Below are 12,065 nucleotides of genomic sequence, written 5' to 3' on the forward strand. Positions count from 1 at the left end.
CCGGACGGCTAGTTCAGTTAGCATTGTAAGAGGCCGTGCGACCGGGCGTAAGGGTGCGAAGACGGGCGACCGGACGGTGCAACGGGTTCGCATCAGCGGCATGCGATGTGCTGCGGGTGAACATGGAACGCTCCGTAGAACGGGCGATCTTTTCCGCGCGCATCTCGTCTGATCAACGCTCAAGCACGTCGGTGGCTCGCCCGATCTAAGGGTTTTCGCTTGCGGATCAACACAATGTGCGTAAGTGGCCGGTAAGTTGCGGCGCTTATGGTTGAGCTTGACGCGGGTTGATCGAGCAGGATGCCTGCAAGACGGATGTTGCGATGCCGCACGCGCGCGCGTTTGACGGCATGGCGAGGTGGGAGACAGCGCCGCTCTTGGCGGCTCGAACAGGATAAGGCCCGCGCGCGATGCGCGCCGGTACAGGTTTTCCGTTTTTCATCTTCACCAAGGGGTTGTCGATGTCTGCGATTGAATCGGTTCTTCAGGAACGCCGCGTTTTTCCGCCCTCCGCCGACACGGCGAAGGGTGCCACGATCTCCGGCATGGACGCGTACCGGGCGCTTGCCGCCGAAGCGGAGCGCGACTACGAAGGCTTTTGGGGGCGTCTTGCGAAGGAGACGCTAAGTTGGCACAAGCCATTCACGAAGGTGCTGGACGAATCGAAGGCTCCGTTCTATACGTGGTTCGAAGACGGCCAGCTGAACGCGTCGTATAACAGCATCGACCGTCACGTCGAGGCCGGCAACGGCGGGCGCGTCGCGATCGTGTTCGAAGCAGACGACGGCACCGTCACCAACGTCACCTATCAGGATCTGCTGCAACGCGTATCGCGCTTCGCGAATGCGCTGAAAAAACGCGGCGTGAAGAAGGGCGACCCGGTTGTCATCTATATGCCGATGTCGATCGAGGCCGTCGTCGCGATGCAGGCATGCGCGCGTATCGGTGCGACCCACTCGGTCGTGTTCGGCGGCTTCTCGTCGAAGTCGCTCAACGAGCGGCTCGTCGACGTCGGCGCGGTCGCGCTGATCACGTCCGACGAACAGATGCGCGGCGGCAAGGCCTTGCCGCTGAAGAGCATCGCCGACGAAGCGCTCGCGCTCGGCGGCTGCGAGAAGGTCAAGAGCGTGATCGTGTACCAGCGCACCGGCGGCAAGGTCGCGTGGGACGGGGCACGCGACCTGTGGATGCACGAACTCACGCAGGGTGAGTCGGACCAATGCGCGCCCGAATGGGTCGACGCCGAGCATCCGCTCTTCATCCTCTATACGTCGGGCTCGACCGGCAAGCCAAAGGGCGTGCAGCACAGCACCGGCGGCTATCTGCTGTGGGCCGCGCAAACGCTGAAGTGGACCTTCGACTGGCGCCCTTCCGACGTGTTCTGGTGCACCGCCGACATCGGCTGGATCACCGGCCATAGCTACATCACGTACGGACCGCTGACGCTCGGCGGCACTCAGGTCATGTTCGAAGGCGTACCGACCTATCCGGACGCCGGGCGCTTCTGGCAGATGATCGCCAAACACAAGGTCACGCTGTTCTATACGGCGCCGACGGCGATCCGCTCGCTGATCAAGGCCTCCGAGGCCGACGCCAAAGTGCATCCGAAGAGCTACGACCTGTCGACGTTGCGCATCATCGGCACGGTCGGCGAGCCTATCAATCCGGAAGCGTGGGTGTGGTACTACGAGAACGTCGGCGGCGGCCGCTGCCCGGTCGTCGATACGTGGTGGCAGACCGAAACCGGCGGTCACATGATCGCGCCGATGCCGGGCGCGACGCCGCTCGTGCCGGGTTCTTGCACGCTGCCCCTGCCGGGCATCATGGCCGCGGTCGTCGACGAAACGGGCCAGGACGTGCCGAACGGGCAGGGCGGCATTCTGGTGGTCAAGCGTCCGTGGCCGGCGATGCTGCGCAACGTGTGGGGCGATCCGGACCGCTACAAGAAGAGCTACTTTCCCGAGGAGCTCGGCGGCAAGCTCTATCTCGCCGGCGACGGCGCGGTGCGCGACAAGGAAACCGGCTACTTCACGATCATGGGCCGCATCGACGACGTGCTGAACGTGTCGGGCCATCGTCTCGGAACGATGGAGATCGAGTCGGCGCTGGTCGCCAATCCGCTCGTCGCGGAAGCAGCCGTGGTGGGCCGCCCTGACGCGACGACCGGTGAGGCGGTATGCGCGTTCGTCGTGCTGAAGCGTGCGCGTCCGCAAGGCGAAGAGGCCGTCAAGCTCGCGAACGAACTGCGCAACTGGGTCGGCAAGGAGATCGGTCCGATCGCGAAACCGAAGGACATCCGCTTCGGCGAGAACCTGCCGAAGACGCGTTCGGGCAAGATCATGCGTCGTCTGTTGCGCTCGCTCGCGAAGGGCGAGGAGATCACGCAGGACGTGTCGACGCTGGAAAACCCGGCGATTCTCGGCCAGCTCGGCGAGTCGATTTAAAGCGTTGTAAGCGGGTCTGCGCGGACGGCGGCGGTGTGTCGATCGACACACTTGCCGGTGTATCGAGCAGACCCGTGAATCGAGCGGACGGCTTGCATCACGGCATTGCGCGGACAATCCCAATTGCCTCGCCGTTGCCTTTTTGATACATAGGCGCATGGCCGCGCCGCACCTATCCTCCCATGCCACGTTGAACCCCCCGCCCGAACCGCCTCCGGTCTCGGCGGCGATGGCGCTCGCGCATCGCAAGTACTGGCGCTTCAACCTCGCGCTGATCGCGGTGCTGATGACGCTCGGCTTCTTCGTCTCCTTCGTCGTGCCGTTGCTGGCGCCCGCGCTCGCGCGGGTGCGCGTTGGCGGCTTCAGCCTGCCGTTCTACTTTGGCGCGCAGGGCGCGATCCTGATCTACCTCGCGTTGATCGTCGTCTATATCGTGCTGATGCAGCGCGCCGATCGTCGGTTGCAGCGCGCGTTCGAAGCGGATTCGCAGCGCGATGCCGCAAGCGGTCCCGCCGCGGATTCCACCAGCGGTGCGAACGATGAAGTCAACGTCGGCACGGACGCGCCGGCCGCGCGCGGACGCTGAGCCGATGAAGCTCACGCATCGGCTGATCCGCTCGTACGCGTTCTACACGCTCGGCTTTCTGCTGTTCGTCTATGTGATGTGGCGCATCGAGCGCAGCACCGGTCCCGGTGTGTGGATCGGCTATGTGTTCCTGTTCGTGCCAATCGCGGTGTATGCGGTGATCGGCGTGCTGTCGCGCACGTCCGATCTGGTCGAATACTACGTGGCGGGGCGGCGCGTGCCGTCGGCCTTCAATGGCATGGCGACCGCGGCCGACTGGCTGTCGGCCGCGTCGTTCATCGGTCTCGCGGGCTCGATCTACGCGACCGGCTACGATGGCCTCGCGTACCTGATGGGTTGGACCGGCGGCTATTGTCTCGTTGCGTTCCTGCTCGCGCCGTATGTGCGCAAGCTGGCGCGCTACACGAGTCCCGACTTTCTCGGCACGCGCTATTCGAGCAACGCGGTGCGCGGCCTCGCGGCGCTCGCCGCGATCCTGTGCTCGTTCGTTTATCTGGTCGCGCAGATCCAGGGTGTCGGGCTGATCGCCACGCGCTTTATCGGCGTCGATTTCGCGGTCGGCATTTTTTGCGGGCTCGCGGGCATTCTGGTGTGCTCGTTTCTGGGCGGCATGCGCGCCGTTACGTGGACTCAGGTTGCGCAGTACATCATCCTGATCCTCGCGATGCTGATACCGGTGTCGATGATCGCGCACAAGGACGGCCTCGGCTGGGTGCCGCAATTCAGCTATGGGCGCCTGATGGAGCGCATGGAAGCGCTCGAGAAGCAGGTGCGCGACGCGCCGCTCGAGGAGCGCGTGCGCGACGACTATCGACGCCGTGCCGCGCTGATGCAGATGCGGCTCGATACGCTGCCGCAATCGTTCATCGACGAGAAGCAGCGGCTCACGCAGGAGGTCGACGACCTGCGGCGCCATAACGGTCCGTTGCGCGAGATCAAGGAACGCGAGCGCGCGCTCGAACAGTTTCCGCGCGATGCCGCCGCCGCGCAGATCGTCTGGAGCCAGAAGCGCGACGACATGCTGATGCGTGCGACCGCCCCGGTGCCGATGCACGAACCGTTTCCTGCTGTCGGCGATGAAGACCGCGGCACGCATGCGCGGAACTTTTTGTCGCTGCTGCTGTGTCTGTCGCTTGGCACGGCGAGCCTGCCGCATATCCTCACGCGCTATAACACGACGACTTCGGTCGCGTCGGCACGCCGCTCGGTGGGGTGGACGCTCTTTTTCGTCGCGTTGTTCTACCTGACCGTGCCGGTGCTCGCGGTGCTGATCAAGTACGAGATCCTGTCGAATCTGGTCGGCCATCAATTTGCCGATCTGCCGCAGTGGCTGATGCAATGGCGCAAGGTCGAACCGAGCCTGATCAGCCTCGCCGATACGAACGGCGACGGCATCGTGCGCTGGAGTGAGATCCAGATGCAGCCCGATATGGTCGTGCTCGCGGCGCCCGAGATCGCGGGGCTGCCGTATGTGATGTCGGGCTTGATCGCGGCGGGGGCGCTGGCGGCGGCGCTCTCGACCGCGGATGGTCTGCTGCTGACGATCGCGAACGCGCTGTCGCACGACGTGTACTACCACATGGTCGATCCGAATGCGTCGAGCCAGCGGCGCGTGACGATCTCGAAGATTCTGCTGCTGGGTGTCGCGCTGTTCGCTTCGTATGTGGCGTCGCTGAATACGGGGAATATTCTGTTTCTGGTCGGGGCGGCGTTTTCGCTGGCGGCGTCGAGCCTGTTTCCGGCGCTCGTGCTGGGCGTGTTCTGGAAGCGCACGACGCGCCTCGGTGCGGTGACGGGGATGGTGGCGGGGCTCGTCGTGTGCATCTACTACATCGTGTCGACGTATCCGTTCTTCACCCAGATGACGGGTTTCACGGGTGCGCGCTGGTTCGGCATCGAGCCGATCAGCTCGGGCGTGTTCGGCGTGCCGGCGGGGTTTCTCGTGGCGATCGGGGTGAGTTTGATCGATCGCAAAGCGAACGCTTATACGATCGCGCTGGTCGACTATATCCGGCATCCGTAGGGCGTTTCCTTGCGGCGCTGGCGGGGGTGTGGCGCAAGGCGCGAAGTTTGCTATAATTCGGCTCCCCGCCGGAGAGATGGATGAGCGGTTTAAGTCGCACGCCTGGAAAGCGTGTATAGGTTAATAGCCTATCGGGGGTTCGAATCCCCCTCTCTCCGCCAGAATCAATAGCGCAGACCCCGTAATTCAATGAGTTACGGGGTTTTTGTTTTTTCGGCCCATCAATTAAGCCCATCATTGAGCAAAAACTTGCGCGCGGTGCGCGTTTCGCGGCGCTTCTGTTTCGTGTCTTGCTGCCGCGACACTCCGTTAGAATCCGGCTATGTCCGCTATGCGCGAGTTTGTCTATCGCGGCAAGGTCGTCGGTCCTACTGGGAGCCTTCGGGATGCACAGTGCGATCCGTATGCGTACAAGGACATTAATCCGCTGTGGAGTCTCGTTGATCCTGTCAGCGTCAAGGATGCCTCGGCGATCGCCGGATTTGAGTCGCACCCCATTGCTGAATCCCGCCAGTTCTTCAGGAACCCCGAAACCCGAAAGGCGGAGATTTTGGGCGGTCGCCCATGTACGGACTGCCTGTCGCACGCTAATTATCTGGATGCTGTCAACCCGGCAGTGACTTCAGATAGACCAACGACACACCTATGTCCCTGCGCGCGCAGCCAGAGCGGGCAATAGAGTCGCATCGACACTGCTTGGCGACGCGCAGCCGTTCGAGTATGTGCCTGATGCGTTGAGCGGCGATGTCGCTGAATTTGCCGCGAGCACGAACAATCCAAACTATGCGGCGAAAATGCTGGGATATGACCGCGACACGTTTGGCGACATGATTCATGCGATGAAATATGATCTCAAGCTGCGAGGCGATGACAATGTCATTTGGCACGATAGTGGAGACGTTGAATTTAGAAAAAACATCATCGGCAATATGCACGACTGTGCAAACTGATTTTCAGACGATGAACGTACATCAACTCGCACATGCATCATTTTCGATAGCCGGGGATGATTTAGATCCAGACCTTTGGACCAGATACTTCGGCGTTTCGCCGGACACGGCGATTGTCAAAGGGAAGCGGTTTATGACTCCGTCGGGGCGGTTGAGCAGCGTGCCGGGGCGTACCGGCGTATGGGGGTTGAGAAGCAAGGCCGCCGTCCGTAGCGACTCGCTGGAACCGCATCTCCGCTATCTGATTAATCGCCTGAACTTGCCGCGAGATGACTTGCGCCAGCTACTTGCAGACAAGGGCGCACAGATGCGTTTCTTCTGTTATTGGGACAACGAGAGCGGCGACCGGGTGCCTGATGTGCCCGACGATATTCGCACAATGATGGAAGCCATGGGGGGCACGGTTGAGATTGATGAATATCGATAGAGCCTCCTCGAATGCACAAGCCGATCCTCGTGAGTCGGCTTTTTTGTGCGAGCTTGCAAGGCCAACCGCAAGTGTTTAGCGGCCGCACTTCTGAATTAATCCTCGATGCCGCAAACATGCACGGCCCACGCTTCCATCATCGGGCGGCCTCGACTGCATCAAGAATGGCGCGGGTGGCTTCATTTCCACACGTATAACGACGGCTCGTGCTGCTGCACTCAATGCAACACCTCGAGTCCAGTGTGTTCGCGCCTTGGCGGACAGTCGAGAAAGATTAGATCATGCGAGTCGCGCTGCAACCGTTCGACGGCATCGTCGCATCATCCGGCTTCGTCGATATCGATTGCCCATGACACTCCCGGTTCTAACGATCGCAGCGAGATTTAGGGAGTCTGGAACCCTCCCTTTCGGGGACTATCCGGATCAGCCTTCAGCGCGAGCTCAGCATCGATTCGCTCGTCGCACTTTTTCTGCTCGCGTTCCGTTCCATCAGTTTTTCGATAGGCAAGTTACGCAGGATTCCGATAGACCTAGGAGATTCCCTATACAGTGTCCCAAGCTTTGTAAGCTTCGAATGTTCGGATTGTTCCTTCTGCCGCCAATGGTCAGCCGCAAACCCGCGCCCGCTTTGACTTCAAACGAATTCCACGCGCAGTCGCGCTTTTCTGCGAAAACTACACAAAAGCGCCCCATTACCAAAGGTATGGAAAAGTACCCAGAAAATGTAGCTGGGTAGTGCAATTTGACGCGCTACTCTGCAATACATGCATTAGGCACCATTGAACGCGATGACGGCGCATGATTATTCTGCGTCCTCCCCGAAAAATAGCGTTTCGTTCAATTGCATGGCGCTGCGATGTTTGCTTTCGGCTCTTGCATCCGCACTTCTGCGATGAAACTGGCTCGGAGGCGGCTAAAAGAAGCGAGACACGCAAGTAGCGGCCCGGCAAAGGTCGATACGTCACGCGCTTCAATTTTTTGAACCTGCCAGTTGAGATGACAGAATGGCCCAAAACCTGACGTTCGCACCAGGAGAGGTAGTCCATCCCGGTGCAATCAACGCGGAAGACGCTTCCGCCGCAGCGAAACCAATCGCAGTCTCCGGGACCGATATTCTTTCGGTCAAGAATCTGTCGAAAATCTTCGGGCCGAAGCCAGAGCGTGCCGTTGACCTCGTGAAGCAAGGTCTCGGTCGGAACGAAATTTTCGAAAAGACCGGCAACATGGTTGCAGTCAATAACGTCAGTCTCACCGTCAAGGCGGGCGAGATCTTCGTGGTGATGGGCCTGCCGGGTTCCGGTAAATCGACGCTGGTTCGACTGCTCAACCGCCTGATTGAACCCACGTCCGGCCAGGTGGTTCTCGAAGGCCGTGACATCGCACCGATGTCCACCTCGGAACTGCGCGAAGTTCGCCGCAAGAAGATGGCGATGGTGTTCCAGTCGTTTGCGCTTCTGCCGAACCGCACGGTGCTCGACAACATCGCGTACGGACTCGAGGTCGCTGGTCTGAAGAGGGCCGAACGGTACGAAATCGCGCGTGCCGCGCTGACGCGAGTCGGTCTGGGCTCGTACGAAAAGCTGCTTCCCAGCGAATTGTCCGGCGGCATGCAGCAGCGCGTCGGCCTTGCACGTGCGCTGGCAGTGAACCCTTCGGTGCTTCTGATGGACGAGGCGTTTTCGGCACTCGACCCGCTGATACGGTTCGAAATGCAGAACGAGCTTTTGCGGCTACAGAAGGAAGAACAGCGGACCATCGTCTTCATTTCGCACGACATCGAAGAAGCCATCAAGATTGGCGGCCGGATTGGCATCATGAAGGACGGCTGTCTGATTCAGGTCGGCACACCTGCCGAGCTTATCCAGTCACCTGTCGACGCGTACGTGCGGGACTTCTTCCGCAATGTCGACGTCTCCCGCTTTCTCAGGGCTTCAACGCTGATGACCGGGGTAGACCGAAGGCTGCTGTCTTGCGACATCGGCACGTCCGCTGAGCGTTACCTCAATCATCTCATCGATAGCGGCATGGAATGCGGCTATGTATGCGACGGGGCAGGTCGATATCAGGGCTGTGTCACGCCAGCATCACTTCACAAGGCGGGTACGCGTCCGGTACGGGACGCGCTGCTCCGCGATGTGAATGCGGTTTCACTCGATGCGGACTTGCACGAGCTCGCGTCCATCGCATTGAGTCAGGAACACGACGTACCCGTCACTGATACGGCCGGAAAGCTCGCAGGCGTGGTGTCCTGCCGGACGATACTGAAGCAGGTTATGGAACGGAGGGCAGCATGAATTCGTCACTCATCGGCAAGTTTGCGGAAGACGCCGTCAATTTTCTCTTTCAGCATTTCCGGGGCGGCTTCGACGCATTCTCTGCGGCGCTAGGAGCAGTGGTCAAGCTGTTGGAGGACGGACTAGGCGCCATCCCATACGTCGCCATGCTCGTCATCTTCGTGGCTTTCGCGCTATGGCGGCGCGGCATCGTGTTTGCGGTGTTCGTGGGCATTGCGCTGTCGGCGATCCATTACATGGGACTGTGGACTCAAACCGTCTCCACGCTCGCGCTCGTGATTGCCGCAACATTCTTCAGTCTGGTCGTTGGTGTGCCACTGGGCATCTGGGGGGCAAGGAACAAGAGGATAGAAGTGGTCTTGCGCTCGCTGCTCGATTTCATGCAGACGATGCCTGCCTTTGTCTATCTGATCCCGGCCGTCATCCTGTTCGGATTGGGACGTGTTCCAGCCGTGATTGCCACTGTCGTTTTTGCCATGCCGCCCGTCGTGCGTCTCACCACGCTGGGTATCCGGCAGGTGCGGGAAGAGTTGCTGGAGGCAGGGCGCTCTTTTGGCAGCACGGACATGCAACTTCTCTGGAAAATCCAGTTGCCGAACGCGCTGCCGTCCATCATGGCCGGCGTGAACCAGACCATCATGATGGCGCTTTCGATGGTCGTCATCGCATCGATGATTGGCGCCGGTGGCTTGGGCGAGTATGTGTTGAGCGGCATTCAACGGCTCGACATCGGGATCGGCTTCGAAGGTGGCCTCGGAGTCGTATTGCTTGCCATCGTGCTCGACCGCCTGACCGAAAGCTTCGGCATGAAGGCGAACAAAGCAAAACGCAACGGGCGAGCAGCAAAAGCCGGCACAGGCGCCGCGGCTCGCACCTGACGGAAACCACCTGTTGCCGCTGATTGCACGGCCGGTGCGGTGCAATCAGCAAATGCAGTATCGAGATTAAGTACCGGGCCCGTCGTTTAGCCGAGTCCATCGAATCTTCAATGATTTTCTCTTCAAGTAGGAGTGCGATATGAAAAGCCATCTGCTCAAGTCGCTTATTGCGAAAGTAGCGATATCGGCAGTCGTTGCCATGAGCGTCGGCGCTGGGTCTGCCGTCGGGGCCGAACCAATCAAGATGGCAGTAACAAACTGGGCAGACGTGCTGGCCGTTGCGAACGTGGCCAAATACGTGCTCGAAACAAAGCTGCAGCAGCCGGTCAAGTTTGTGCAGGCGGATATCGGCATTCAGTATCAGGGCGTCGCGCGTGGCGACCTCGACATCATGGTGGGCGGATGGCTGCCGGTCACCCACGCGGCCTATTACGCGAGGTACAAGAACGATATGGATGATGTCGGCGTCATCTACACGGGAGGCAAGAACGGCTGGGCCGTGCCGGCGTACGTTCCCGAGGCGGAACTGTCGTCCATTTCCGACCTCAACAAGCCGGACGTCAAGGCCAGGCTGAATGGGACGATCGACGGCATTGAGCCGGGCGGTGGCTTGATGCAGGCGTCAGAAAAGACCATCAAGGGCTACGACCTCAACGGCTACAACCTGCAGTCGTCGAGTGAGGCCGGCATGCTCGCTGGCGTTTCGCGAGCCTATCAGTCGAAGCAATGGGTGGTTGCCACGGTGTGGAGTCCCCACTGGCTTTTCCAGAAGTGGCAGATGCGTTATCTGAAGGACCCGAAAGGCACCTTGGGTGGCGAGGAGCAGGTTCACGCCTTCGCGTCCAAACAGTTCGCAACCAGGTATCCCCGTGCTGATGTCTTCTTCAAGCATTTCAAGCTGACGCTCGCCGACGTCGAATCGATCGAGTACGAAGGCAATACCACGAACGACTATGCGAGCGCAGCGAAGAAATTCGTCGACGCACATCCTGACAAGCTGAAGGACTGGTTGCAGCAGTAGGTAAAGGGCGATTTCGCCGGGAACGAGTGGAGTCCGTCTCGTTCGCGGCGAATCGACCATTGCCCGCGTCAACTGTCGTACTTGCAAGTCTTGCTTCAAACGATTTGATCCGGAGTGAACACGTGAACGAGAACTCACGCTTTTTTGCTGAAACCCTCCAGAGCCGCGACCCGGTTATCGCATCAGAAATTGCGTTGGAGTTGCGCCGACAGCAAACGCAGATCGAACTAATTGCGTCCGAAAACATCGTTTCGGCTGCGGTGATGGAAGCGCAGGGTACCGTGCTGACCAACAAGTACGCCGAGGGATACCCGTCGAAGCGCTATTACGGCGGCTGCGAGCACGTGGATAGGGTAGAAGCGCTCGCCATTGACCGCGTCAAAGCCCTCTTCGAAGCTGAATACGCGAACGTGCAGCCTCATTCGGGAGCGCAGGCGAACGGCGCTGTGATGTTGGCGCTCGTGAAGCCGGGCGACACCGTGATGGGCATGTCGCTCGATGCGGGCGGCCACCTGACGCACGGAGCCCGCCCGGCGCTTTCCGGCAAGTGGTTCAACGCTGTCCAGTACGGCGTAAGCCCGGATACGTACCGCATCGACTACGAGCAGGTTCGGCGGCTCGCGCAAGAGCACCGTCCTAAGCTGATTATCGCGGGCTATTCGGCTTATCCACGCGCTTTGGATTTCGCTGCATTCCGCGACATTGCCGATAGCGTTGGCGCGCTACTGATGGTCGATATGGCGCACATCGCGGGCATCGTTGCAGCCGGCCGGCACGAGAATCCTATTCGTTTCGCCGATGTGGTGACGTCGACTACCCACAAGACGCTTCGCGGTCCGCGAGGCGGGTTCATCCTGACGAACCACGGCGACATTGCGAAGAAAATCAATTCGGCCGTATTCCCAGGCCTGCAAGGTGGTCCGTTAATGCACGTCATCGCAGGCAAGGCGGTGGCATTCGGCGAGGCACTTCGTCCGGAATTCGCCGCGTATATCGACCGGGTGCTGCGTAACGCGCATGCGCTAGGCAACGTTCTCAAGTCGGGTGGCCTGAACCTCGTGACGGGTGGAACGGACAACCACCTGCTGCTCGTGGATTTGCGCTCGAAGCGCCTGACCGGTACGCAGGCTGAAAAGGCACTCGAGCGTGCGGGCATCACCTGCAACAAGAACGGTATTCCATTCGACACGGAGAACCCGACCGTCACTTCGGGAATCCGGCTTGGCACACCTGCAGGTACCACTCGCGGTTTTGGGACCGAGCAGTTCGAGCAGATTGGAAACATGATTCTGGAGGTTTTGGCCGCACTCGAACAAGCGCCCGACGGCGACGAACGGGTCGAGCGTGCTGTGCGCGGCCGCGTGCGAGACCTCTGCAACCAGTTCCCGATTTACTCGCATGCGGACGCTCTCGTTTAACCCACAAGAGAGCGAAACGACTTC

At 60.3% G+C, this 12,065-nt stretch carries 9 protein-coding genes and 1 tRNA gene; all 10 read left to right on the forward strand.

From position 1 onward, the window contains the following. The first annotated feature begins 461 nt into the window (after positions 1-461). The 10 genes from acs to glyA all read left to right on the forward strand — a co-directional run bounded on the left by acs (position 462) and on the right by glyA (position 12,041). Positions 462-2,444: an acetate--CoA ligase gene (gene acs, locus AB4Y34_RS16365; RefSeq protein WP_368716613.1), complete on the forward strand. Its 1,983-nt coding sequence runs from the start codon at positions 462-464 to the stop codon at positions 2,442-2,444. A 157-nt stretch (positions 2,445-2,601) separates the two neighbouring features. Continuing rightward, entirely contained in the window at positions 2,602-3,030 is a 429-nt protein-coding gene (locus AB4Y34_RS16370) for a DUF4212 domain-containing protein (protein WP_368716614.1), read from the forward strand. A gap of 4 nt (positions 3,031-3,034) precedes the next feature. Further along, positions 3,035-5,053, forward strand: a complete 2,019-nt coding sequence (locus tag AB4Y34_RS16375; protein ID WP_368716615.1) for a sodium:solute symporter family protein — start codon at positions 3,035-3,037, stop codon at positions 5,051-5,053. Positions 5,054-5,123: 70 nt separating this feature from the next. Further along, positions 5,124-5,214, forward strand: a tRNA-Ser gene (locus tag AB4Y34_RS16380). 561 nt (positions 5,215-5,775) lie between these two features. Then, positions 5,776-6,003 (forward strand): hypothetical protein, encoded by a 228-nt coding sequence (locus tag AB4Y34_RS16385; protein WP_176377679.1) that lies wholly within the window; start codon positions 5,776-5,778, stop codon positions 6,001-6,003. Between the two features lie 10 nt (positions 6,004-6,013). Then, a complete protein-coding gene (locus AB4Y34_RS16390) occupies positions 6,014-6,430 on the forward strand; it encodes a DUF4279 domain-containing protein (protein ID WP_368716616.1) in 417 nt (138 codons plus the stop codon). Positions 6,431-7,434: 1,004 nt separating this feature from the next. Further along, the gene (locus AB4Y34_RS16395) at positions 7,435-8,724 is read left to right on the forward strand and encodes a glycine betaine/L-proline ABC transporter ATP-binding protein (RefSeq protein ID WP_368716617.1); all 1,290 of its coding nucleotides are present in this window, start codon (positions 7,435-7,437) and stop codon (positions 8,722-8,724) included. Further along, on the forward strand, positions 8,721-9,602 hold the full coding sequence (locus tag AB4Y34_RS16400) for an ABC transporter permease (protein ID WP_368716618.1): 882 nt from the start codon (positions 8,721-8,723) through the stop codon (positions 9,600-9,602). The genes AB4Y34_RS16395 and AB4Y34_RS16400 overlap by 4 nt, the downstream gene beginning before the upstream one ends. Positions 9,603-9,741: 139 nt before the next feature. Further along, complete coding sequence (locus AB4Y34_RS16405; protein WP_368716619.1) at positions 9,742-10,623, forward strand: glycine betaine ABC transporter substrate-binding protein; 882 nt, start codon at positions 9,742-9,744, stop codon at positions 10,621-10,623. Positions 10,624-10,745: 122 nt separating this feature from the next. Next, positions 10,746-12,041 (forward strand): serine hydroxymethyltransferase, encoded by a 1,296-nt coding sequence (gene glyA, locus AB4Y34_RS16410; RefSeq protein WP_176378146.1) that lies wholly within the window; start codon positions 10,746-10,748, stop codon positions 12,039-12,041. Positions 12,042-12,065: the final 24 nt, after the last annotated feature.

Source organism: Paraburkholderia sp. BR10954, from assembly GCF_040965775.1.
GTDB classification, from domain to species: Bacteria; Pseudomonadota; Gammaproteobacteria; order Burkholderiales; family Burkholderiaceae; genus Paraburkholderia; species Paraburkholderia youngii.

Coding starts and splice junctions, on each gene's coding strand:
- acs (WP_368716613.1), top strand. CDS start 462: ATGTCTGCGATTGAATCGGTTCTTCAGGAACGCCGCGTTTTTCCGCCC.
- AB4Y34_RS16390 (WP_368716616.1), top strand. CDS start 6,014: ATGAACGTACATCAACTCGCACATGCATCATTTTCGATAGCCGGGGAT.
- AB4Y34_RS16400 (WP_368716618.1), top strand. CDS start 8,721: ATGAATTCGTCACTCATCGGCAAGTTTGCGGAAGACGCCGTCAATTTT.
- AB4Y34_RS16405 (WP_368716619.1), top strand. CDS start 9,742: ATGAAAAGCCATCTGCTCAAGTCGCTTATTGCGAAAGTAGCGATATCG.
- AB4Y34_RS16395 (WP_368716617.1), top strand. CDS start 7,435: ATGGCCCAAAACCTGACGTTCGCACCAGGAGAGGTAGTCCATCCCGGT.
- AB4Y34_RS16375 (WP_368716615.1), top strand. CDS start 3,035: ATGAAGCTCACGCATCGGCTGATCCGCTCGTACGCGTTCTACACGCTC.
- AB4Y34_RS16370 (WP_368716614.1), top strand. CDS start 2,602: ATGGCCGCGCCGCACCTATCCTCCCATGCCACGTTGAACCCCCCGCCC.